The organism is Synechococcus sp. Tobar12-5m-g, from assembly GCF_024345415.1.
Classification (GTDB): Bacteria; Cyanobacteriota; Cyanobacteriia; order PCC-6307; family Cyanobiaceae; genus Regnicoccus.
Window position 1 is genome coordinate 244,176 of sequence record NZ_JAGQBB010000001.1, and the last position, 22,471, is coordinate 266,646.

Below are 22,471 nucleotides of genomic sequence, written 5' to 3' on the forward strand. Positions count from 1 at the left end.
CAGGCTCAGGCTCCAGAGGTTGAACAACAAAGGGATGGGATCTGCGAGCGAATCTCTTCCTTCTGATGCCAATGCCGAAGACCATGCCACTCCGGCGCTGATGCTGAGCCTTACGCCTAAGGACCCTCCCCTGAGGACGCTGAGTGTGGGACTCAGGAACCATGAGAATCGTCCCATCAGAACGTCAGCCTTGCAGGGTCCAATCGGCAGCCTGATGGTCCTCCCGCATCCAAAAGCCCTATCGTTCGACGGGATGGCAGGCGTCCCCAATGGTGCCATATCCAGCCAACCAAACATCCGGAGTTCATCAGATCTGAATGAGTGTTCGTTGCTCTTGTGAAGGGGAGACTGGAAACTAGCTTGCCTCCATTGCGGCATGTTCATCGCAGTCAGATTGTATGATTTGAACATACTTGCCAGCGATTACGTCGAGCCTAAAGCGCTCGACAACATCCTGAACCACACATGAGGCACGTTGATAATGTTCAGGGTCCGACACAAACCTGGCAACCGCCTGAGCGGCCACTTCGATGGGAACTTCCCAATCATCCAGTGAGACGACATGACCCGCAACGTCTTCACCCAATGTGAGCATGTTTTTAATCTCACCTACATCAGTAGAGATGTAAGGCTTGCCAGCGAAGAGACAGTCCACGATCGTGAGAGGGAAACTTTCAGACTTAAACTTTGTGAGCATGATCCCCATGTCAGACGCTGCATAGTGCCCAACCGAGTTTTCGCTGAACCCAGCAAGAAAGACGTATTCGGGAATTTCAGCCTGGCAGTATTCTTCATAGACAGGGCCGTTACCGACAAGAATGAGCCGAATATCACAGCCAGTGAGAACACGCGCTCGATCAACAACACGAATCGCTTCAGACCATCCCTTGTCTGGGATCGCTCGGCTCACGCAACACAGCACGAAGGCGCTACCAGGAAAGCCAAGATCGACCCGAGAAACGGGTGCGACAGTGGGACGCTCTATGCCATTGGGCAGCTTAATGAAGCGTGCAGCCGAACTGCCAAGCACTCCCAGTTGCGCAAAGGGACCAAGATTCTTGTCTGCGGTATAAACCCAGGTGGTGACATTCTGATCAGCCTTCCGTAACTGCTGATGCGTCACTCCAAAAGCATCTCCATGCTCAATCATCCCGTGAAGCGATGCAACATGGGCTCGCAACTGGGTAAAAACATCCGGCACGTTCAAGGGGTACTTCTGAACATGCCACTGATGGGAGTTTAATGCTTCAATACCAAAGTCATCAATGATCATCTTCATGTCATCAATACTATAGGTCTCGACAAGTGGCACCTCATTAAGAAGCAGCCGTCGACACCCATCTTCACGCGGGTTCAGACCTGTATTCAACAACAACACGGAAAGGCCCTGTCGCTTGAACTCATTCGCCAGACGGATCGGCAGTATTTCAGCTCCGCCGGGAAAGAAGCCCATGGTTGAAACCATGACATTGGGCAGGCGTCTCTGCCGAGCGCTGAGCACGGAAGCATAGTCGTACCATTGCTCAAATTCCTCCTCACTGCGATGCAGATGATGGTCGTAGAGGAATTTGAATCCCTGGCGGCACTGCTCAAGAACATCGATTGGGACAGCGTAGAGAGCAGCCACATTACGGCTTGCAAAGCCAACTTCACGATAAAATACATCCTTTTTGTATGTTGCTTCGGCCGCACTGCCCTGATACCGCCGGAAGTAACTTAGCGCCTCATGGCAATAGGCAATCTTGCCTCCGCGGATGAGATGCAAATAGAAGACCCAATCTCCGGCTACCTTCATGGAAAGCCACTCTTCCTCCTCCAGCAGTTTCAAAACGGTCGGCCGTCTGAAAACAGCTGCACTAGCATTAGGGATGGTGTTCTTGATACCCAGCGCACTTGCAACTTCCTTGTGGGCGGTTTCCACATAGGAGCAATCCCATCTGTAGGCAGAAGCTAGATCCTTAATGTGATGCGCAAAACCAGCCTGGAGAGGGTGTTCCTGTTGATCCACAAACACGCATTGGCCACAAGCCAAAAGAACAGTCTCGTCAAGAAAACAACGAACGAGGGCTTCAAGGAAATTGTCCTCACAGAAGTCATCACTTTCAGCAATCCACACGAGATCCCCTGTCGCCGCCTTAATCCCTTTGGCCCACTGGCGAAAAACTCCACCAGAATTAGTCGTATTATAGATGGTTCGAGTGATCTCCGGATAAGCATGCGCATATCGATCCAAGACGACATGGCTCTCATCGGTGGAGCAGTCGTCCAGCAAGATGACCTCTAGGTTCTGATAGGTTTGATTATAAATACTATCCAAGCGACGAACCAGATAGGATTGATGGTTGTAGTTCGGGACAATGACCGAGATCTTCGGGAAAATCTTGCCTTGTTCAATATCAAGCAAAGCCCGTGAGGTTTCATTCAGTCGGCCGTAGCCACCAATTCTATCCGGCTCTAGGATGAGTCCTTCCTGCCAATTGTTCCAAGCATCCAAAAAGACCAGTCGACGCTCTTCAGGGTGAGCTTTGCGAGCACAGGCAATGGCAGCATTGAGCCACTGACGGTAATCTTTTATGCTGAAGCGGCTATAGACCAATGGCTTACCCTGGTGGCCGACACTGTAGTAGCGACCAACAGTGACAGAGTGGAAGGTGGGCTGAGAAGACTCTGCCGCCATTGCGGCTCGGGCAATGCCCTGGAAAGCAACAATGCTGTAGGGAACAACGGCAACACCACTTCTGTCCATTGGGACGAAATCGCCAGTTTCGCCCGGCACGGGCTCAGGAGGTTGGTCGAGTAAGGCATCCAGCAATCCACTGCTGATCTCCAGTGGATGGTTGCAATCAAAGCTTGTCCAACGGATGATCAGGAAGGGAGCAGGGATGCCATGACTGGACAGCTGCTGCCGAAAACCCAAAAGAGTGTCTACAGCTTGCTCATTGGCTTGTAGTCCGACAACGATGACGGGCCTACAGTTGATGCAGAGAAAACGCCGATCCGAAATCGCTCTTCCTAGCGCCCTTACCAACACAGCCGTGCAATCGGATGCAGAAATCGTTATGTGTACGCAAAAGCTAAAGTCAATATCTCCATGGGTTAGAAAAAGATTCAGTGGCGACTGGGAATCACGCTCGTCCGTAAGGACATCCAGCGAAAAACAGAAGCCCCTGAGGCCATGGCGCTTGGCAAGCATGGACTGCCGGCGCAGAACTTCTTGATCAAGAGGATCATAGAATTTCAGATCATTGCAAGGCAGCGGCTGCTTTGAATCCTGAACGGGGATTGGGCGGCGATTCCGTAGTTGCGCCCAATCCGGAGTACAGAAAAAAGCGAAGAGCTTAATGTCGGGATCCAGCTTGCCAAAGCAGACATCATCCTCATAGCGTGGAGTCATATCTGGACGGGGATGCCGCAGTTCAGAAGCCCCTGCCACCACGTAATGCCAGAAAGGGTTGAGCCCGGCATCGCGAATTTCGGTGTAGGTAGAAAGATAGAAGTTGGTATCGAAATCTGTCGATGGATTTCTACCTTGACGCCAACCCACCTCACAGTAATGTTGGATTGGATCCATGGTTGCTGTCTGGTGATCAGTCAGGATGCTGCAATAGAAAGCCTCATCAAACAAGCCAGACTGACGGATGGCTGCCACTTCTGCAGCGATCAGCTCTGGACTCACGGTCAGTGGAACCATGGAAGACGATGAGGCTCCTGGTACCTGTTGAGATTCAAGGAGCTGATTAGGAATTGATGCGTGAAACAAACGCGCTTTGGACTTGATCCTGTCAAGCACCGTTCGCACAGGGGAGAGCAGCCGCCAACTCCGCGATTGCAAGACGTCGGTTAAAGACTCCTTGACAGACGACATCTCAGCAATTATCTGGAGCTGATCATCGTTCGCCTTATCCTGTAATTCTGCCAATTGTTGCTTATTCCTGATGGCCAGAGCTTCGAGACGGCCGATTTCCCTGTTGCGCTGAATCAGCTCACGACGAAGCGCATCAACCCTCAGGCTGCTTTGTTCAACGGAGAAACTCTGATTGGTTTGGATTGTCATTTCCTCAAGAGAATACGCTTCCAAAAGATCCCCATGACCCTTCAACGGCACCTGCCCGTTCTGGTTGTCAAGTGCATCTCCCATTGCGGCGAATGCTTTACGTAGAGTGTCCACACCCTGTTGATCAAGACGGCAAAGCTGTTCGCCGGGCTCTGGGAGAGTGGCAGCAGGAAACAAAACGCCAAGACCATGCCCATGAAGAAAGCTGAATGTTCTGCCTGGATAACGCAGGCATAGTGAGTCCCAGAACGAGGAATGGTAACATTTAGTCCCAAGTGGGTTGATACCACAAATCAGGACTGTGGAAGAAGAGCTTAACTTTGGTAACCATGATTCGAAGAGATGCGGAAGATCTAAAGATGAATTGGTGTCATTGAAGTGGATCAGATCAATGCTGCCATCCTCAAAAGATCCAAGAGCTGCATCGAAACTGGGGCAAGTCAAGCGTGAAGAGCCCTCGAGCTGCCTCGCCCGCGAGTCCGATGGGTGTTCCCACCCCGTATTGGACCATGCATTGGTCTGACCTTCCACATCGCAGCAATCGATTCCGAAGCACACCGTCCGCGCCCCAGCGGCATTCTTCACGGCCAGACACAACGCGGTGTAAGAACCATCATCCCGAACTCCAAGCTGTACAAACGTTGTAGGTGATAACGTCTGAACCAGCCAGTAAGCGAAGGCAACATGTTCCCGCCAAAGCAAAGCATCAGTGGGACGCGAATAAGCCGTCATCAAGAACTGACGTGAGGCTGCGATGATGTTGATTGCGATGTTATCGGGGTGACCATCCATCGAAAAAAACAAGATCAAGCCGTATCCTGGTGAGTGTACCCCAGCGAGTCCTTCCAGGCAAAGAACCGCACTGATGGAAAGCTCTAATCTCGAGGGCTTGAGTTCTTGAGTTGTCTAAGACAGGAACCATCGCTCCTCTGAGAGGGGGCGCATCGACCGTTAGAGGGGCAGGGGCAGGCCATGGATCGCCACATTGCAAGGCCGCTACGAAGAAGTTGCGGAGCGACCACAGCTCCGAGCTCAATGCCCACGTGACCGTATGGGCCGCTGAGGAAAGCCCACAGGAAGGCACACCCCCATCTTCATCGTGATGCATTTCAAGGAAGAATCTTCCTGCTGGGGGCTGCTAAAGCACCGTGAGGGTTCGTCGCATTCGTGCCAGTCCTTCAGAAAAGGCAACAAGAGGCCTCCACGAAAGCTCTGATGCAGCCATCTGAATGTCGAGAATATTACACGGAACGTCGAATGATCTTCTAGGTCTATAGACGACCTCTATTGGCCTGCCAAGCTCAAAGGAGATGGCAGAAACAAGCTCATTCAGGCTCAGTCCTTGACCCGATCCAATGTTGAAGACGGAAGTATTTCCTACATACATTGCCGCCGCCAATAGAGAGTTCACAGCATCACTCACATGCAAATAGTCACGCACTACACTTCCATCTCCCCAGATCTCAATGAGTTCCCCACGCAAGGCCTTGGAGAGGAAAACAGCTGCAGCCCCCTGGGCAGCCTTAATGCGTTGGCGATCACCATACGGATTGGCGAATCGAAGAGCCACAGAGTCGAGCCCGTACATAAATCTGTACATTGCAAGGTACTTTTCAATGGCTAGCTTTACAATTCCATACGAGCATGTTGGATTCGTCGGATGACTTTCAGGAATTGGAGTTTGCTGAGGTGGCCCATAAACAGTCCCCCCGGAGGATGCAAATACAATCCGTCTAATTCCCACTCGAACAGCAACCTCGAGTAGCTTTAAAGTTCCAATCAAATTGCTAGAAATGTCAAGCGAGGGATTCAGGTTTGATGTTGATGGGATCGTTGTACTGATTAGATGAAAGCACAACTCAACGCCAGCCAGCGCCTGCTCCATTGCGTCCTGATCACTGAAGTCACCTTTGTGATACTCAAGCATGGGATGGTGTTTTGCTTCAGTTCCAATCAGGCCCGGGAATGTGCGACCAAGAGCACGAACTCTGTATCCGCGTCCCAGAAGTTCATCCACCAAGTGGGAGCCAAGAAAGCCGGTCGCCCCGAGAACGGCAACTGGAGCGGATTCGTGCACGGCTCAATACTCGGTGAAGCTGCATTGAACCTTAGGCGAGCAACGGTCCCAGAACTCCAGGAGGGAATGACCCCGAGGGGGCCGTTGTCGGTGTGATACGAATGCGCTCCAACGGCCTGCAGAACTGGCTTAGGACATTGAGCCAGCCCACGACGACTTCCACCAAAAGAGAAACTGATTGAAACTGATTCATTCGCCCTGACAATGATCGGAGATCATCACATCGCAAAGACCAATGGCGAGTGCCAGGGCGAGGCAAACGAAGTCCGGACCTCAGAGCTCGATGCCCTCAAAGCAGCCTGGCGGCTGTGGGCAGATGATGGACCACGGGGTTTTGACGGGTTGTGAACCCATAGCATCCCGCGTTGACGCCGGCCGACCTTGATGCACCCGCTCCTGGGTGTCTGCTCAGGGCGATCGAGGTGCAACACGCTCCTAAGACTGCGACTCTCCAGCGTGGAGCCCCTCCTCAAGGTTGTGGAGCAGGTCAGCGGTGAGCCGGTCGACAGCGGACCTCCGGCGGTGCGCGTACTCCTCGGTGCGGCGATCCACGCCGATCGGCTCACCGACACGGATGCGCACCGTCCACGGGCCAAGAGCCGGCGGACGCTCATCGTCGCGGCCGCGGATCCAGGCGATCGCCCGCCAGAGAATCATCAGCACCTCACCATAGCGATCAAGGCTCGGCTTCTCGGCCACGTAGGAGCCGCTGACGGTGGCAAGGTACTCCACCAGCCGCATGTGCTCCATGTGGCTTCCGGCCACTGCCGCCCTCCAGTCGGCCAGGCTGCGCTCCACTGCCGAGCTCCCCTCGAGGTCGTCGCGGTAAATACAGTGCCAGCCGGCCTGCTCGATGCGGCGGCAGCGTTCGCTAATCGTTCCGCGAGGGAGCAGGTTGAAGTGGGATTCCGCAACGGCCAAGGCCGATTCACGCAGTCGTTCGAGGCGTTCTGTGAAGTCACCTGGGGCTGGGGATGGTCCACCAGTCTCCAGCGCCTGGCCGTACGTTTGTCGATAGAACGTTTCCAGTTGCACGAGCAGGCCCTCGGCCAACTTGAGCAACCGGACATAGCGGCGATCGGCCGGATTGGAAGGCGAAGGATCTGGAGCGTTAGGCAGCCCCAGGAGGGCCTCCAGGTCCATGATTAGCTGATTGATCGGCGCCCAGTCGTTACTGAGGGAGACATACTGCAGCACGACCGGCACGATCAGCACCCTCTCGCTACGCCCTTCGGCGGCGAGATCCTCACAGCCCCAGAACGCCATCTGGGCCAGGCCGGGCTCAAGGGGACCGAGTAGTTCGTTGTGGTTGTTGGTGGCGCCCTCCGGGGCGATCGCCAAAGGGAAGGGGCCTTTTGCAAGGAGGTGGCGGGCCGCCTTCAGGGCCCGGCGATCCAGCTTGCCCCGCTGGATCGGGATCCCCCCCAGCCTGGCGAGCATCCAGCCGGCGGCGGCGCCGGCCCAGAGGGGGATGCCGCGATCATAGAGGAACTGGCTGTGCACCGGGCCCGCCAGGCGGATGCCGTGGCGGCGGGCCGCCCGAGGCACCTCCTTCCAGATCAACTGGGCCATCACCAGGGGGTCAGCGGTGCTGGGATGGCGGAAGGCGATCAGCAGGCGAACCTGTCCGGCCTGGGCCGCGGCAAACAGCTCCGCCAGCCGCGCTGCTCCGCTGACCTCACAGCGGACGATGCCCCGCGACGCCAGCACGGCCGGCAGGGCCAGCCGGCAGAGGCGATGCAACCAGGGCGTGTAGGCGGGAGGGATGAAATCCAGCGCGGGCTGGGCGGCCTGGACCTTGGCTCGTGGCATCAGGCTCAGCCGAACAACGCTGCCCAGGTGCGGGCCTGGGCGGCGGCGGCGGGGCTGCCCTCGGCAGGAAACGCGGGCAGAAAGTCCTTGTCGGCGGAGGGGATGTAGGGCCCCTGTTTCACCTCGAACATCACGGAGTTTGGGCAGAGGGCCACCAGGGTGTGGAACTGGCCTTCGGCCAGCTCGATGCCCCGCAGCGGCCCGCCGGCATCGAGCCGTTCCCGCTGCACGACCTGGCCGGCCCCATCGAGCAGCAACAGACCGATCGCCCCCTGCAGCACCACAAAGCATTCGAAGCCCGCTCCTGGCTCCTGGCGCAGATGGCGGTGGGGCCGCACGTAGGTGCCGGGCTGCAGCACGTTCAGAAAGCGCTGCACCGGCTCGGGCTCGGCGTGGAGGTTGTGGTTCCTCCGGAGGCGCGGGGATGAACGGGCCTGGCCTGCCACCGCATCAAACAGGGCCTGGTCGAGGCGTTTCAGCTTGATGGCCGGCTGATCGTTGCCGGTGCCATTGTCATTGCAGTTACCGTCCATCAGGCCAGCCGCTCGGCATAGCGCCCCGACACCACCTCCCAGTTCACCACCGACCACCAGGCATCCAGGTAATCAGCGCGGCGGTTCTGGTACTGGAGGTAATAGGCGTGTTCCCAGATGTCGTTGCCCAGCAGCGGCGTACCCCGCCGCTCAGCGTGGTCCATCAAGGGGTTGTCCTGGTTGGCGGTGCTCACCACCTCGAGTGCTCCCTTCGGGTTGACGATCAACCACACCCAGCCCGAACCGAAGCGCCCCAATCCCGCCGCCTTGAAGCTGGCCTGGAACTGCGCGAAGGAGCCGAAATCCCGATCGATCGCTTCGAGCAGCGCGGCCGACGGCGCTCCCCCCTGGCCTGGAGCCGCCATGGATTCCCAGAAGAAGCTGTGGTTCCAGTGGCCGCCGGCGTTGTTGCGCACGGCGGCTGAACGCCGCGACGGGCGCTTCAACAGGGTCTCCAGGCCAAGGCCCTGCAAGGAAGGATCCGCACCCACGGCGTTGTTCAGGTTGGCTACGTAGGCCTGGTGATGGAGGTCGTGATGAATCGCCAGCGTGGTGGCATCGATCGCCGGCTCCAGGGCCGCACTCGGGTAGGGCAGGGGCGGCAGGGAGAAGGGGGCCCCGTCAGCGAGGGCCAGCTCGGCGGGCGTGAATGCCAGCAGAAAGGTCAGCAGCCAGGGCAACAGCCAGAACCGGAGCATGGGCATCGAGGAGCGCACTGTTGAAGCCAAGCATGGGAACACCGGCGGCGACCGCTCAATCCAGCTGCTTCAGCACCGCCAACGCGGCCTCCTCGCCGCTGCGCACCGCACCTTCGAAAAAACCAGGCCAACGCTCGGCCACCTCGGTGCCGGCCCAGAACACCCGGCCATGGGGCCGGCGCAGGGCATCACCGCAGCGGCTCCACAGCCCCGGCGGCATCCAGGCGGAGAAGGCGCCGCCCACAAAAGGTACCGCCGGCCAGTCTTTTTCCGCATAGCCCAGGGGCTCCAGGGCCTTCGGCCCCAGATAGGCGGCCAGATCCCCCAGCACCGCCTGCTTCCGCTCCAATGCGCCGAGGGCTGCCCAGCGCTGGTGGCGGTGGCCCACCACAAAAGCAGCCAGCACCCCGCAGCCGCTCTCGGGGTCGGAACTGTCGGCGCAGAGTTCCACCCAGGGGCGATCGCCGATGGCGATTCCCGAGAGCCCCTGATCCCGCCACCAGGGCCGGGAATACACCACCAGCACCTTGGCGCAGGCGCCCATGGCCATCTGCTGCTGAAGCTCCAGACGGTCGGGGGGCAGCTCCGGCGTGAAGCGCAGGCGCCCCGCCAACGCCGGCGGCATCGCCACGATCACGGCACGGCAGGGGTAGCAGGTCTGGTCGGTGTGGACCTGAACCGGAGACCCCGCCTGGCCTCGGGCGGGATCCCCCTCGGTGTGGGGCTGCTCCTGCACCACGGCCCGCACCGGCTCGTCCAGTCGCACCACCCCCTCGCCCAACTCCGCCGCCAACAGGGCCGGCAGCTGCCCGGCGCCACCATGCAGCAGCTCCTGTTCCGGTTGCTCGCCCTGGGCTGCCGTGCGCTGGCCCCAGAGCACATGCAGCAGCGACACCTGCTCCGGCTCGGCCGGGCCGAGGAAGCCCACCGCCCGGCAGAAGTAGGCGAAGTACCAGGCGGCAAAGGGGGTGTGGGTGTGGGCGTCGATCCAGTCCTGAAAGCTGAGGCGATCCAGTTCGGCGGCCGCCGGATGGTGGTGGGGGTGACCATCTGGCAGCTGCGCCACCTGCTCCTGGAAGTGCGCCAGGGCGGCCATGGCGTCGTCCCAGTCGGCGGAGGGGACAGCCGGCGGCTGCCCTTCCGGGAAGCCCTGGAAGAAGCCGGCGAAGCTGCAGCGGCTCTCGCCGAACACCAGCACCGTCTCGCCGTCATGGGGAGATGCGAAACGGCGGATGCCGTGGCGATCAAGCAGGGCCAGGAAACGGGTCTGGGTGGGGCCGACCCACTGGCCGCCAAGATCGACCCAGGGGTAGCTGCCGCCCCCCGCAAGTGCCTCGCCAGGGGCCTGCCCCCCCCAGGGCAGCCGCTGGCGGCACATCCGACCACCCAGCTCCTCGGCCGCCTCGATCAACCGCACCGAGCGGCCTGCCTTCTGAAGAGCCCGGGCCGCCACCAGACCTGAGAGGCCCCCACCCACCACCACGACATCAACGGGTTCCGATGGGATGAGCGCCATGGGCCCAGCATCGCAGCCGCCGATTCAGACCTTCAGATCACCGCAGCAGGCCGCAAACGCCGCCGCCGGATCCTCGGCCGCGCTGATCGGCCGGCCGATCACCAGGGCGCTGGCGCCAGCGGCGATCGCCTGGGCGGGGGTGAGCACCCGGGCCTGATCGCCGCTGGCGCTGCCGGCGGGCCGGATGCCAGGAGTGACCAGGGTGAAGGGTTCTGGGTGGGCCGTTCGCAGCGCCGCCACCTCCAGCGGTGAGCACACCACCCCGCCAATGCCGGCGGCGGCGGCCAGCTCCGCCAGCCGGCCCGCGTAACGCTCAATCGGTTCGCTGATCGCCAGCTCGGCTTCGAACCGGACAGGATCCCAGCTGGTGAGCACCGTCACCGCCAAGAGGGTCGGGGGGACCACCCCCGCAGCCTCTGCTCCTTCCAGCGCCGCCGCCTGGGCTGCCGCCAGGCCGTCGCCGCCAGCGGCGGCATGCACCGTGATCTGCTCGGCCCCCAGCCGGGCGGCACTGCGCACGGCGCCGCCCATGGTGGCAGGAATGTCGTGGAACTTGAGATCAAGGAACACCCCCAGGCCTCGATCCCGAAGCTCGCCCACCACGTCGGGGCCGGCAGCGGTGAACAGCTCCAGGCCCACCTTCACCCTGCGCAGCCCCGGGATCCGGCCCACCAGCTCCAAGGCGGAGGCGGCATCGGGGCGATCGAGGGCCAGGATGATTCGCTGGGCGGGGTCAACAGTGGCGATCACTAGACCAGCCAGATTCCACAAGCAGGATACAAATGGGCCAAGGTCCTGCTTGGCATGGGCGGAGAGGCGCAGATCGAAGTCGGAATCCACCCGGGCTCGGACCAGTTCGCGAGACGCAGCCCCTCCAGCAGCTCGAACTCCCGCAGGGCCTGCGTGACCAGCACCCGCTGACGGTGGAGGGCGTGACAGCCGATCAGCAGACCATTGGCAAGGAACCCATGGAGGGCCTCCTGATTCAACGCCCGTGGCGACGCGGCGGATCCATCGATGTGCACGGGGGGTACGTTCCACACACGCTCGCGGACGCTCGGCACCGGCATCGGGCCGGTGCGGTGATCACGTGAAGGAAGGCTATAGGTATCGAGCATGATCGTGAAAACGTCCCCGTTCTTCTCGATCAGCACCTGATCCGCATCGGGCAACATGTCGCGGGGCAGGCAATTCGCCTGGTCGTGGCCGTACTGACCAGGCTGGCCACCCCTATACCGCTCAAGGATTTCATGGGTCAAAGGAGTCAGTCAACAACATCAGGCCCAACATGGGACACGCGATGATGTTGGGCTGCCTGGATGGAGAGGTGGGGCATAGTCCAACAGGTCCGGCATCTGGGGAGAGGCCAGAAGAAAGCATCCTTGCAGAATTCCACCCAGATCAACAGATGACCGCTTCTGGCAATCTCTTGAGATTGCATCGTTGCACACTCACTGCGATGGCTGGCGGCCTGGAATCAGAGCCGCAACCCACTGCTCGCTCAGGTGCAGAACATCCCGCCGGATCGGCGTACGAGGGTGGCCGGGAGCGTGGAAGCGCCGCTTCCCAGGGGGTGAATCCAGCTGCTGCCGCTGCGCGGTGCGGGGGAGCGGTGAGAAACGCTTCCGACAAACTGGGACGGTAGACAACCACACAACCTGATTGGTGCCATGGCCCACTCTCAACGCGTTCCCAAACCCATGCAGGAGCGGTTCGAGAGCCTGTGTGAGGCAACTGAAGCCTTCAGCGACGCCCACCTCAACGGTGAATACCAGCAGCTGATCCGCTACCTGCTGGCGGCACTGTCCCGCAAACGGCCGTCACCGGTGGCCGGGGGGAAGGTGCCCACCTGGGCAGCGGCGGCGGTGCACGCCATCGGCACCGCCAACTTCCTGTTCGAAAGAACCCAGACCCCCCACTGCAAGAGCCCGGAGATCTTCGCCTTCTTCGGAGTCTCCGCCAGCAACGGCCAGGCCCGATCGAAGCGGCTGCGCGATCTGATGGGGGTGGATTGCTTCTCGCCCGAGTGGACCCTGCCCAGCAGGATGCACGCCAACCCCATGGTGTGGATGGTGGAGGTGGATGGCTTCATCCGTGATGCGCGGAGACTGCCCTTACAGGTCCAGGAGATCGCCTACGCAAAAGGCCTGATTCCCTACATCCCCGCCCTGAAAGAAAGCTCCAGTGCTGCGGAGCATGGCCCGAAAACCAGGCCAGAAGAGCCAGAAGCCACTGCGCCGGCACCGGACAATGGTCAGCTGGGGTTGTTCTGAGCTGGGAATCGTTGATCCAGGAGCTGCCGCGCAGCAGCCGCCAGCCGTGTTGGCTCGGGCCCTCCAGTGCTGGATCTGGATCCTGCTTCTCCCAGGCCTTGTCGTCAGGTGGAGCTCCGTCGAAAGTCGGCTTCAGAGGTCGGGCTGGCGTTGGAGCCAGCGTTGCAGAGTGTCGATGGTCCAGATGGCTACACCGGTGCCGAGGAAGTCGTTGTCGTTGGTCCAGATCCCGGCGGTCAGGTCGAGGGCGGTGGCCACGATTGGCCAGTCTCGGGGATCGCGTCGGCAACGCTCTCGCGCTTCGTCCTCGAGCGCGGCGGAGATGCCCTCATCAAGGCGGAGATGCCCTCATCAAGGATGACATCGCCGGGCATGGGGCACGGGTCGTGCCAACCCCTCCAGTCGCAGACCTTCTGCGCCCTAAACGAAGACTTAGTTCACGTCGATAGCCGTCATGGCATTGTTCAATCTGCACCAGGCCAAGACCCACCGCTCTCGTCTGGTGGAAGAAGCCGCCGCAGGAGAGGACCTGGTGATCTGCAAGGCAGGCAAACCCATGGGTGCGGCTCACGGCCCTTGTGGGAGGCGAAACGGTGGGGCGACACCGCCTGCGGCTGGGGCTGCTCCAAGGGGAGTGCGCTGTTCCCGACGACTTCGACCGCCTTGCTGCGGAAGCGATCGCCGAAGCCCCGAGGGGCTCTGAAAGCCCCATGCGTTTGCTGCTTGACACCCATCTGCTGATCTGGACTACAGGGGATCCGGGGCGCCTCTCCACTTCCCTGCGCGAACGGCTCGAAGAGCCCGCCAACACCCTTGTCTTCAGTGTCGCCAGTCTCTCGGAGCTGCTGCTCACTGCCGATGGGGCGATGGTCCGTTACCCAGGGCCGGTGCAATGGGTGGGCAACGGTTGAGCTGAGTCTCACCCCCGCACCAGCCGTCGGAACGTCTTCTTACCCAGCTGCAGCACCTTGCCCTCCAGCTCGCCCGGCCCAGCAAACGCCTGGCTGGGATCGATGAGTTTCTGGCCGTCGAGGCGCACACCGCCCCCCTGGATCGCTCGCCTGGCCTCGCCGCTGCTGACGCAGAGCCCCAGGGCGCTTAGCAGATGGAAAGCTTTGGCCGGGAAGTTCACCGGTGCCAGCGACGCCTCCACGACCTCCGCCTCGGCGGCGCCGCTGCCCTGGGCGCCTCTCACAAGCTTGGCGGCATCCGCTTGGGCCGCCCGTGCCGCGGCCTCGCCGTGGCGAGAGGCGGTGACGGCAAGGGCCATCGCCTTCTGCCGCTCGCGGGGGTTTTCCGGCAACTTTGCCAGATCCAGATCGGTGAGCAGGGTGAGGTAGTCGTCCACCACCGCATCGGGCACCTTCTCCAGCTTGGAGTACATCGAGAGCGCATCTTCACTGAGCCCAACGGTGTTCCCAAGGCTCTTGCTCATCTTCTGCACGCCGTCGAGGCCCGGCAGGATCGGCAGCAGCAGGCCGAACTGGGGCCGCACTCCGAAATGGCGCTGCAGGTCGCGGCCCATCGCCACGTTGAACTTCTGATCGGTGCCGCCCAGTTCCAGATCGGCGGCCACCTCCACCGAGTCGTAGCCCTGCAGCAGCGGATAGAGAAATTCGTGCAGGGAGATCGGCGTGCCTGAGCAATAGCGGTTGGCGAACTCCTCCTTCGCCAGCATCTGCCCCACGGTGGCGATCCCCAGCAGCTCGATCACCTTGGGGAGATCCATCGCCGCCAGCCATTCGCTGTTGCGCCGCACCTCCAGCCGCCCCGGCGTGGTGAAGTCCAGCAGTGATCGCTCTACTGGCTGGCCCTGGCCCAGCTGGGCCAGGTAGGTGGCGGCGTTGGCCTCCACCTCGGCGGCGTCCAGCTGCACCCGCGTGGCGCTCTTGCCGGTGGGATCGCCGATGCGGGCGGTGAAGTCGCCGATGATCAGCACGGCGGTGTGGCCCGCGTCCTGGAAGGCACGCAGTTTGCGGAACAGGATCGAGTGCCCCAGGTGGATGTCGGTGCCGGTGGGATCGATGCCGAGCTTGATGCGCAAAGGCCGGCCTGTCTGCCCAGCCTCCGCGAGCCGGGCCGCGAGCCGCCCATCGGGGTTCGAAGAAAAAAAGCCAGCGGGGAACAGGTCGGCGATGCCCCGCTCCAGCCACGCCGGCAGCAGCTCCGATCTGCCCTCCACCGGCTCTTCCACCTCGCTGATCGCCACCGGGCCTGCATCCATCCGGGGCTGATGGTAGGCAGCACCGCACACACGGTCCCCATTCCCAGCACGAGAAGCGAATCTGCGCCAACCTGCTGCCAACCGTTTGGGCCCCAGACCACTGGAGAGTGTCATCGAACTGGAGAGGCTCCAGAAGCAGTACGGGCCGGTCACCGCCGTGGCCGGGGTCGATCTGCGCATCGGCCGGGGCGAGATGTTCGGGCTGCTCGGTCCCTCCGGTTGCGGCAAGACCACCACCCTTCGCCTGATCGCCGGCTTCGACAGCCCCAGCAGCGGCGCCATCCGGCTTGAGGGGGTTGATGTGTCGCGGGTGCCGCCCCACCGGCGCAACGTCAACACGGTGTTCCAGAACTACGCCCTGTTCCCCCACCTCTCGGTCTGGGAGAACGTGGCCTTCGGTCCCCGCGCCCAGAAGATCGAAGCCACCACCCTGCGCCAGCGGGTGGGTGAAGCCCTGGCGATCGTGGGGCTCACCGATCTGGCCCACCGCCGGCCGGCCCAGCTCTCCGGTGGCCAGCAACAACGGGTCGCCCTGGCCCGGGCCCTGGTCAACGCCCCGGCGGCCCTGCTGCTGGATGAACCCCTGGCGGCCCTGGATCCCAACCTGCGCCGTGCGATGCAGGGGGAGCTGCGGCGCATCCAGCAGGAGGTGGGGATCAGCTTCATCCTCGTCACCCACGACCAGGACGAAGCCCTGGCCCTCTGTGACCGCATCGCCGTGATGCGGGTTGGTCGGGTCGAGCAGATCGGCACCCCCAGGCAGCTCTATGACCAGCCCTGCAACAGCTTCGTGGCGGGATTCGTGGGGGAGGTCAACCTCCTGCCGCTGCCCGGCGGCCAGGAGCGGCTGATGGTGCGACCGGAGCGGGTGCGGTTGCAGGCGGATCCTCCCGCCGCCGGGCAGGCCGGCCGGACGGCCTGGATCGAGTCGGTGATGTTCCAGGGGCCCCTGCAGCGGGTCGCCCTGGTCGGCGCCGATGGCACGCCGTTGCTGGCCCTTGTGGCGGCGGATTCGCCAGGCAAAACGATTCATCCACCCTTAACATCCGGCCAAAGGTGCTGGGCTGTCTGGGATCTCTCCGCCGAACGCCCTCTACCGGGTGGGTCCCCCGACCAGGCCCCAACCGCCTCCCGCTCGATGCCTGCCCATGCGCCCTGAGCTACGCCATGCCCCCTGACCTCCCCCTCAGCCGCCGTCGCTTCCTGGCGCGAAGCTCGTGGGCCCTGATCGGCGTGACCCTGGCCCCCTCCCTGGCTGCCTGCACGGGTCAGGGCAAGGACAGCGAAGCCGCCGCCAAAGCCAAGCGGCTGGTGATCTCCAGCTGGCCCCTCTACATCGACCCCGGCACGAAGGATGACCCCGGCAGCGTCGAGCGCTTCTCGAAACAGACGGGCATCGACGTCACTTACAAAGAAGACATCAACGACCCGCTCGCCTTCTTCAGCCGGATCCAGCCGGATCTCGCAGCCGGCAAGCGGCTGCCCCAGGACATCATCGTGCCCACCTACTGGGTGGCGCAGCGGCTGATCGATCTCGACTGGGTCGATCCCCTGCCCCTCTCCCAGATCCCCAACGCCGCCAACCTGCTTCCCAGCCTCGACAAGCCGTCGTGGGACCCCAGCGGGCGCTTCAGTCTCCCCTGGCAGACCGGCATCACCGGCATTGCCTACAACATCGAGGCCACCGGCCGCGAACTCCGTTCGGTTGACGATCTCTTTGATCCCGCCTTCCGCGGCAAGGTGGGCTTCCTCACCGAAATGCGCGACACGATCGGGCTGCTGATGCTGGCCGATGGCCAGGATCCCGCCAAGCCCAGCTTCCGCTCCGCCGAGGGTGCCTTCAACCGGCTCGAGCAAGCCAAAGCCGATGGGCAGATCCGTGCCTTCACGGGCAACGACTACCAGGACGACCTGCTGGCCGGCAATTTCGCCGCCTGTGTGGCCTGGTCGGGGGATGTGGCCCAGCTCTCGCTGGAGCAACCCAAGCTCCGCTTCGTGGTGCCGGAGAGCGGTGGCATCCGCTTCGCCGATGTGATGGTGATGCCGAAGGGAGCCCCCCACCGCGATGCCGCCGCCGCCTGGATGAATTTCGTCTACGACCCGGTGAACGCGGCCCGGATCGCCGCGGCCGTGAACTACATCAGCCCGGTCCGGGGTGTGGCCGAGATCCTGGCGCGCGATCCGGCCACCGCCGCCATGGCCCGCAACCCGCTGATGTTCCCGGATGCGGCGATGGAGCGCCGGCTCACCAAGTTCGGACCCCTGAGCCCCGAGGAGGAAAGCCGTTTTGATGCCCGCTTTGCCGCGATCACCGGGGGCTAGGCGCTGGGCGCCCTATGCCCTGCTGGCCCCCGGCCTGCTCTGGATGGCTCTGTTCTTCCTGCTGCCGCTGGCGGCGCTGGTGCGAATGTCGCTCTCGGAGCAGACCCAACGCTTCAGCCTCGATGCGATGTTCACCGGCAGGGTGGCGAATTACACCGAGGTGTTGGTGCAGTACGGCCCGGTGCTCTGGCGATCTCTCGCTTTCGCCGGTGTCGCCACCCTGCTCTGCGGCCTGATCGGCTATCCGATGGCCTATGCCATCTCCCGCCAGGGCGGGCGCTGGAAGCCCCTGTTGCTCGGCCTGGTGGTCGTGCCGTTCTTCACCTCCTATCTGGTCCGCACGATCGCCTGGACCACGTTGCTGGCCGACCAGGGACCGGTGCTGGCTCTGCTGTCCTGGTTGGGGCTGGTCAGCCCGCTCGAGCGGCTGGGCCTGGTCGTCGAGGGGCGGATTCTGAACACCGCGGCCGCCGTGATCGGCGGGCTCACCTACAACGGCCTGCCGTTCATGGTCCTGCCCCTGGTGGTGAGCCTGGAGAAGATCGATCCCCGCCTGCTCGAGGCCGCCGCCGACCTCCACGCCAGGGGCGGCCGCACCTTCCGTCGGGTGATCTGGCCACTCTCCCTGCCAGGGCTGCTGGCCGGGGTGCTGCTCACCTTCATCCCGGCGGCGGGAGACCTGGTCAACGCCCAGTACCTGGGCGGGCCGGGCAACCGCATGATCGGCAACAGCCTCCAGAATCTGCTGCTGGTGCAGAACCGCTACCCGGCGGCTGCCGCCCTCGGGGTGGTGCTGATGGTGATGCTGTCGCTGCTGCTGGTGCTCAGCCTCGGCAAACTCGACCGCGACTCCCTGACGGGCCCATGAGCCGCCTGGTCCTCCGCTGCTGCCTGCTGCTGGGTTACGGGCTGCTGTTCGCGCCGATCGCGGTGATCGTGCTGTTCAGCTTCAACGACCCGGCCGGACGCTTCAACCTGGTCTGGCGGCAACCCACCGCAGCCAACTGGTTGGACCCGCTGAGCGATCCCGGCCTCACCGGGGCGTTCATCACAAGCCTACTGCTGGCCCTGGCAGCGAGTGCCGTCGCCACCGTGCTGGGCAGCCTGATGGCCTACGCCCTGGTCCGCTACCGCTGCCGGGGGGAGCGCGTCGTGAACCTCCTCCTGGTGCTCCTGCTCACCACGCCGGAGGTGGTGATGGGGGTGTCCCTGCTCAATCTGTTTGTGCAACTGGGCGTGCAACGGGGGCTGGGGACCCTGCTGGTGTCCCACAGCCTGTTCTGCCTCAGTTTCGTGGCGCTCACCGTGAAGGCGAGGCTGGGCGGGATCGACTGGAACCTCGAAGATGCCGCCATGGACCTGGGCGCCCGGCCAGGCCGGGTGTTCCGGCTCATCACCCTGCCGCGGATCCTGCCGGGGGTATTGGCCGCGGCCCTGCTCTCCTTCTCCCTCTCCCTCGACGACGTGATCGTCAGCAGCTTCACCGCCGGGGAAGCCGTCACCTTTCCGCTCTACATCGCAGGCGCCTTCCAGCGGGAGATCTCTCCCCAGATCCATGTCCTGGCCACCATGGTGCTGGTGGCCAGTGTGGCGATGCTCGCGGCGGGGTCGCTGCGGCAGCTGGGCGTCAGCTCCCGGTTCCGAGCTCCCGCTTCATTCGCTCGAGGGTCTGGTTCATCTGGCTGAACATCTGCTCCGGCGTCATGCCGAACTGGCCGAGCTGGGTGCGCAACTGCTCAACGGTGAGCTTGGCCTGGAAATCCTCGGAGAGCTCGAAGCGCTTCATGAACACCCGGTAGCGGTCCATCAGCTCCTCCATCCGCTCGATGAACAGCTTCTTGCCTTCCCGATCGAACTTGCCGTAGTCGCCGCCGAGCTGGGTGAGCTGCTGGTAATCGCCGAACAGCCGCTTGGCTTCGTCCTGAACGATTTCGGATTCGAAGAATCCCATGGCAGAGGCCAGGCATGGTGCGATCTCAAGGATTCTGAGCGTCCCGCCGCCACCGGGGGAGTGTGGATTGACGTAATCGGGCGCCGGCTGCCGCTAACTTCAGCCCAGTCGTGCGTTCGGGCGAGGGCCGCCATGGCCAAGGGGCACTGGCTGGATCCCCTGGCTCGCCGCCTGCTGGTCGCCACCGGCCAGCTGCCGGCGGCGCCAAGGCGTTCGGCTCCAGGTCAATCCAGCTCCGGCGACACCGGTGAGAGCGCCGAGGCGATCGAGAGGGAGCTGCTGGCCCTGAAGCTGGCAGGCAATCCGGCCCTGCGCCTGCGCAACGCCGAGGAGGTGCGTCAACTGGCGACCCTCGGCTGGCGCCTCGATGTGAACCGGGCAACGGCGGCCGACTGGCTGCGCCTGCCTGGCTGCACCCCCAGCCAGGTGGACCTGCTGCTGCGCCTGCAGGCCGGCGGCGTGCAACTCAGCGGCCCCGACGATCTGCAACGGCTGCTGGCGCTGGCCGACGACCAGGTCCGCTGCTGGCAGCCCCTGCTCGCCTTCCGCTGGTACGGCGATCCTGTCGCTCCCAGCCCGGCCCCGGTCGACCTGAACCGAAGCAGCGCGGATCAGCTGCAGGGCCGCCTGCCCCTCGATGCCGAGCGCTGCCGGCGCCTGGTGCGCGAGCGCGGCCGCGGCCCCTTCCAGGATCTGGCCGACCTGCAGCACCGGCTGGGTCTCCCCGCCGACCTGATCGAGGCCCTGATCGGCAAGGTGAGCTTCGGCAAGGGGCCGGTGGGGCCGGATCTGCCGCGGCCCAGCCAACCCCCACCGTCGTGGTGACGATGGGGGTTGGCCGGCAGGGGGAACTGTTCGCTGCTGGGGCTGAATCCTGCTCGAGCTCTGGAGCTGGCGCGCTGCCGCTGAGGCGGCACCAGGTGCTGGCCTGGCAAATCCGGCTGGCTGAAGTCCAGCAGTCGCTCTTCGAAGCGGCAGGGTCACTCTCCGTGCCGGGCCCCTCTCCAGGGCTTGAGCAAGGAAACCTGTTCTCGCCCCAGCCACCCAGCCAGCCGCCAGACCCCGCGGCCCTGGCCGCCCGGCTCAACCCCCTCGCCTTCGCACCCCAGAGCCTGCAGTTCTGGCGCTGGCCCCAGCCGCCCCAGGCGGGAGCGGCGCTGTACCTGGTGATCGATCAGCCGCCCCACCTGGTCAGTCCCCTGCTGCTGTATGTGGGGGAAACCGGCCGGGCCGACCAGCGCTGGAAGGGCGAGCACGACTGCAAGGCCTACCTGGCGGCCTACGCCGAAGCCGTGCTCCAGGCCGGCTTCACCACCCGCCTCAGCATCCGCTTCTGCTGCGATGTGCCGGAGGCGGCCCGGCCACGTCGTGCCCTGGAGCAAGCCCTGATCCGCCGTTGGCTGCCGCCGTTCAACAAGGAAACCCGCCGGCGCTGGGCCACCCCCTTCACCGCCGATCCGGCCTGAGCACCGCCAGGGTGGCCCCCTGCGGCGTGGCTACGATCGCGGCCCCCAGCCCCCTGCCCCATGGAATTCCGCTGCACGCCCGCCACCCTGAGCGACTGGGGCGGCGACACCCTGGCCGTGGGGCTGTTCGAGGGCGACCAGGGGGAAGCGCGGCAGGCGCTGGAGGCCAGGTTCGGTGCCGGGCTCCCGCGGCTTATGGAGCAACGCGGCTTCAAGGGGAAACCGGGCGAAACCCTCAGCCTCTCCCTGCTGGATCACTCCCCGGCTGACCTGATCCTGGTGGGGCTGGGCGACGCCGCCAGCTTTGACGCCGCAGCCCTGCGCAGTGCAGCGTCGAGCATTGCCAAGGCCGCCGCCGCCGGCAAGGCCACCGATCTGGCCATCGCCTTGCCGAACCAGGGCCTCGAGCCTGCCTTCGCCGCCGGGGCGATCGCCGAGGCAGTTCGTCTGGCCCTCTACGCCGATCAGCGCTTCAAAAGCGAAGCCGAGCCGAAGGAGCTGCCTCAGACCATCACCCTGCTGGGACTGACGGAGGCGGCGGTCGCCGGCCTCGATGCGTTGGAGGCCACCTGCAGCGGCGTGGAGCTGGCCCGCCAGCTGGTGGCAGCACCCCCCAATGTGGTGACTCCTGAGGCCCTGGCCGAAGCGGCCGCCGCCATCGCCCGACAGTTCGGCCTGGAGCTCAAGGTGCTGGAGCGCGCCGACTGCGAGGCCCTCGGCATGGGGGCCTATCTGGGCGTCGCCCAGGGCTCCTCCCTGCCGCCCAAGTTCATCCACCTCACCTACCGCCCCGCCGCCGGGGCCAGGCGCCGTCTGGTGCTGATCGGCAAGGGGGTCACCTTCGATTCCGGCGGCTACAACCTCAAAACCGCCGGCTCCCAGATCGAGATGATGAAGTACGACATGGGCGGCAGCGCGGCGGTGCTCGGTGCCGCCCGCGCCATCGCCGAGCTGAAACCCCCGGGGGTGGAGGTGCATGTGATCGTGGCCGCCTGCGAAAACATGATCAGCGGCAACGCCATCCACCCCGGCGACATCCTCACCGCCTCCAACGGCAAGACGATCGAGATCAACAACACCGACGCCGAAGGTCGCCTCACCCTGGCCGATGCCCTGGTGTACGCCTGCCGCCTCGAACCCGATGCGGTGGTCGATCTGGCCACCCTGACCGGCGCCTGCGTGATCGCCCTGGGCGAGGAGATCGCCGGATTGTGGTCCCCCAGCGACGGCCTGGCGACGGCCCTGCTGGAGGCGGGCCGGCAGGGAGGTGAGCAGTTCTGGCGGATGCCCCTGCAGGCCTCCTACAAGGAGGGGATCAAAAGCCCGGTGGCCGACCTGAAGAACACCGGCCCCAGGCCCGGTGGCGCGATCACCGCAGCCCTCTTCCTGCAGGACTTCGTCGAGCCGAAGACGGCCTGGGCCCACCTTGACATTGCGGGCACCGTCTGGAGCGAAAAGGGTCGGGGGGTGGATCCGGCTGGGGCCACCGGCTTCGGGGTGCGCACCCTGGTGCGTTGGATCACCCAGGGTGGAGAGGCCTAGGTT

The 22,471-nt window shown here is 63.4% G+C and carries 20 protein-coding genes; 9 read left to right on the forward strand and 11 right to left on the reverse strand.

Going from position 1 to position 22,471, the window contains the following annotated elements; all coding sequences use genetic code 11:
* Window positions 1-355: 355 nt before the first annotated feature.
* The 8 genes from KBY66_RS01160 to KBY66_RS01195 all read right to left on the reverse strand — a co-directional run bounded on the left by KBY66_RS01160 (window position 356) and on the right by KBY66_RS01195 (window position 11,865).
* Window positions 356-4,864: a glycosyltransferase gene (locus KBY66_RS01160; RefSeq protein WP_255087254.1), complete on the reverse strand. Its 4,509-nt coding sequence runs from the start codon at window positions 4,862-4,864 to the stop codon at window positions 356-358.
* Window positions 4,865-5,192: 328 nt separating this feature from the next.
* Window positions 5,193-6,131 (reverse strand): NAD-dependent epimerase/dehydratase family protein, encoded by a 939-nt coding sequence (locus KBY66_RS01165; protein WP_255087256.1) that lies wholly within the window; start codon window positions 6,129-6,131, stop codon window positions 5,193-5,195.
* A 435-nt stretch (window positions 6,132-6,566) separates the two neighbouring features.
* A complete protein-coding gene (locus KBY66_RS01170; RefSeq protein ID WP_255087257.1) occupies window positions 6,567-7,943 on the reverse strand; it encodes a 1-acyl-sn-glycerol-3-phosphate acyltransferase in 1,377 nt (458 codons plus the stop codon).
* A 5-nt stretch (window positions 7,944-7,948) separates the two neighbouring features.
* A complete protein-coding gene (locus KBY66_RS01175) occupies window positions 7,949-8,476 on the reverse strand; it encodes a WbuC family cupin fold metalloprotein (RefSeq protein ID WP_255087259.1) in 528 nt (175 codons plus the stop codon).
* Window positions 8,476-9,180 (reverse strand): superoxide dismutase, encoded by a 705-nt coding sequence (locus KBY66_RS01180; RefSeq protein WP_255087261.1) that lies wholly within the window; start codon window positions 9,178-9,180, stop codon window positions 8,476-8,478. The genes KBY66_RS01175 and KBY66_RS01180 overlap by 1 nt, the downstream gene beginning before the upstream one ends.
* 49 nt (window positions 9,181-9,229) lie before the next feature.
* Entirely contained in the window at window positions 9,230-10,690 is a 1,461-nt protein-coding gene (locus KBY66_RS01185) for a flavin monoamine oxidase family protein (protein ID WP_255087263.1), read from the reverse strand.
* A 24-nt stretch (window positions 10,691-10,714) separates the two neighbouring features.
* Window positions 10,715-11,440 carry an orotidine-5'-phosphate decarboxylase gene (pyrF, locus tag KBY66_RS01190; RefSeq protein ID WP_255087266.1) on the reverse strand — a complete coding sequence of 242 codons (726 nt, stop codon included), beginning with the start codon at window positions 11,438-11,440 and terminating at the stop codon, window positions 10,715-10,717.
* Window positions 11,440-11,865 carry a hypothetical protein gene (locus KBY66_RS01195; RefSeq protein ID WP_255087268.1) on the reverse strand — a complete coding sequence of 142 codons (426 nt, stop codon included), beginning with the start codon at window positions 11,863-11,865 and terminating at the stop codon, window positions 11,440-11,442. The genes pyrF and KBY66_RS01195 overlap by 1 nt, the downstream gene beginning before the upstream one ends.
* 495 nt (window positions 11,866-12,360) lie before the next feature.
* Between KBY66_RS01195 and KBY66_RS01200 the strand changes: the two genes are divergently transcribed.
* Entirely contained in the window at window positions 12,361-12,963 is a 603-nt protein-coding gene (locus tag KBY66_RS01200) for a DUF6398 domain-containing protein (protein WP_255087270.1), read from the forward strand.
* Window positions 12,964-13,095: 132 nt separating this feature from the next.
* Here the strand turns inward: KBY66_RS01200 and KBY66_RS01205 are convergent, their stop codons facing one another.
* Window positions 13,096-13,287, reverse strand: coding sequence for a PIN domain-containing protein (locus KBY66_RS01205; protein ID WP_255087408.1), 192 nt, complete (start codon window positions 13,285-13,287; stop codon window positions 13,096-13,098).
* Between the two features lie 236 nt (window positions 13,288-13,523).
* Here KBY66_RS01205 and KBY66_RS01210 point away from each other — a divergent pair, with 236 nt between their 5' ends.
* Window positions 13,524-13,874 (forward strand): type II toxin-antitoxin system VapC family toxin, encoded by a 351-nt coding sequence (locus tag KBY66_RS01210; protein ID WP_255087271.1) that lies wholly within the window; start codon window positions 13,524-13,526, stop codon window positions 13,872-13,874.
* 8 nt (window positions 13,875-13,882) lie between these two features.
* Here KBY66_RS01210 and tyrS read toward each other — a convergent pair whose 3' ends face one another.
* Complete coding sequence (tyrS, locus tag KBY66_RS01215) at window positions 13,883-15,187, reverse strand: tyrosine--tRNA ligase (protein WP_255087272.1); 1,305 nt, start codon at window positions 15,185-15,187, stop codon at window positions 13,883-13,885.
* 85 nt (window positions 15,188-15,272) lie between these two features.
* On the opposite strand from tyrS, the gene KBY66_RS01220 reads away from it, so the two are divergent.
* The 4 genes from KBY66_RS01220 to KBY66_RS01235 are packed head-to-tail and all read left to right on the forward strand — an operon-like array spanning window position 15,273 to window position 19,195.
* The gene (locus KBY66_RS01220) at window positions 15,273-16,346 is read left to right on the forward strand and encodes an ABC transporter ATP-binding protein (RefSeq protein ID WP_255087273.1); all 1,074 of its coding nucleotides are present in this window, start codon (window positions 15,273-15,275) and stop codon (window positions 16,344-16,346) included.
* Between the two features lie 8 nt (window positions 16,347-16,354).
* Window positions 16,355-17,509, forward strand: coding sequence for a PotD/PotF family extracellular solute-binding protein (locus tag KBY66_RS01225; protein ID WP_255087274.1), 1,155 nt, complete (start codon window positions 16,355-16,357; stop codon window positions 17,507-17,509).
* Complete coding sequence (locus KBY66_RS01230) at window positions 17,478-18,377, forward strand: ABC transporter permease (RefSeq protein ID WP_255087275.1); 900 nt, start codon at window positions 17,478-17,480, stop codon at window positions 18,375-18,377. The genes KBY66_RS01225 and KBY66_RS01230 overlap by 32 nt, the downstream gene beginning before the upstream one ends.
* Window positions 18,374-19,195, forward strand: a complete 822-nt coding sequence (locus tag KBY66_RS01235) for an ABC transporter permease (RefSeq protein WP_255087277.1) — start codon at window positions 18,374-18,376, stop codon at window positions 19,193-19,195. Before KBY66_RS01230 ends, KBY66_RS01235 begins: the two co-directional genes overlap by 4 nt.
* Here the strand turns inward: KBY66_RS01235 and KBY66_RS01240 are convergent.
* A complete protein-coding gene (locus tag KBY66_RS01240) occupies window positions 19,137-19,460 on the reverse strand; it encodes a DUF1825 family protein (protein ID WP_255087278.1) in 324 nt (107 codons plus the stop codon). The two genes, KBY66_RS01235 and KBY66_RS01240, sit on opposite strands and share 59 nt — an antisense overlap.
* Before the next feature lie 132 nt (window positions 19,461-19,592).
* Between KBY66_RS01240 and KBY66_RS01245 the strand changes: the two genes are divergently transcribed.
* From KBY66_RS01245 to KBY66_RS01255, 3 genes are read left to right on the forward strand one after another with little or no spacing between them, the layout of a single operon-like run.
* Window positions 19,593-20,285, forward strand: coding sequence for a ComEA family DNA-binding protein (locus tag KBY66_RS01245; protein ID WP_255087279.1), 693 nt, complete (start codon window positions 19,593-19,595; stop codon window positions 20,283-20,285).
* 2 nt (window positions 20,286-20,287) lie between these two features.
* Window positions 20,288-20,926, forward strand: coding sequence for a GIY-YIG nuclease family protein (locus tag KBY66_RS01250; protein WP_255087281.1), 639 nt, complete (start codon window positions 20,288-20,290; stop codon window positions 20,924-20,926).
* A gap of 60 nt (window positions 20,927-20,986) precedes the next feature.
* Entirely contained in the window at window positions 20,987-22,468 is a 1,482-nt protein-coding gene (locus KBY66_RS01255) for a leucyl aminopeptidase (RefSeq protein ID WP_255087282.1), read from the forward strand.
* Window positions 22,469-22,471: the final 3 nt, after the last annotated feature.

Excerpts from the sequence above, each read along its gene's own strand:
- KBY66_RS01230 (WP_255087275.1), top strand. The coding sequence starts at position 17,478 with ATGCCCGCTTTGCCGCGATCACCGGGGGCTAGGCGCTGGGCGCCCTAT.
- KBY66_RS01170 (WP_255087257.1), bottom strand. The coding sequence starts at position 7,943 with ATGCCACGAGCCAAGGTCCAGGCCGCCCAGCCCGCGCTGGATTTCATC.
- KBY66_RS01175 (WP_255087259.1), bottom strand. The coding sequence starts at position 8,476 with ATGGACGGTAACTGCAATGACAATGGCACCGGCAACGATCAGCCGGCC.
- KBY66_RS01240 (WP_255087278.1), bottom strand. The coding sequence starts at position 19,460 with ATGGGATTCTTCGAATCCGAAATCGTTCAGGACGAAGCCAAGCGGCTG.
- KBY66_RS01195 (WP_255087268.1), bottom strand. The coding sequence starts at position 11,865 with ATGTTGCCCGATGCGGATCAGGTGCTGATCGAGAAGAACGGGGACGTT.
- KBY66_RS01255 (WP_255087282.1), top strand. The coding sequence starts at position 20,987 with ATGGAATTCCGCTGCACGCCCGCCACCCTGAGCGACTGGGGCGGCGAC.
- KBY66_RS01185 (WP_255087263.1), bottom strand. The coding sequence starts at position 10,690 with ATGGCGCTCATCCCATCGGAACCCGTTGATGTCGTGGTGGTGGGTGGG.
- KBY66_RS01245 (WP_255087279.1), top strand. The coding sequence starts at position 19,593 with ATGGCCAAGGGGCACTGGCTGGATCCCCTGGCTCGCCGCCTGCTGGTC.
- KBY66_RS01180 (WP_255087261.1), bottom strand. The coding sequence starts at position 9,180 with ATGCCCATGCTCCGGTTCTGGCTGTTGCCCTGGCTGCTGACCTTTCTG.
- KBY66_RS01200 (WP_255087270.1), top strand. The coding sequence starts at position 12,361 with ATGGCCCACTCTCAACGCGTTCCCAAACCCATGCAGGAGCGGTTCGAG.
- KBY66_RS01250 (WP_255087281.1), top strand. The coding sequence starts at position 20,288 with ATGGGGGTTGGCCGGCAGGGGGAACTGTTCGCTGCTGGGGCTGAATCC.
- tyrS (WP_255087272.1), bottom strand. The coding sequence starts at position 15,187 with ATGGATGCAGGCCCGGTGGCGATCAGCGAGGTGGAAGAGCCGGTGGAG.
- KBY66_RS01235 (WP_255087277.1), top strand. The coding sequence starts at position 18,374 with ATGAGCCGCCTGGTCCTCCGCTGCTGCCTGCTGCTGGGTTACGGGCTG.
- KBY66_RS01225 (WP_255087274.1), top strand. The coding sequence starts at position 16,355 with ATGCCCCCTGACCTCCCCCTCAGCCGCCGTCGCTTCCTGGCGCGAAGC.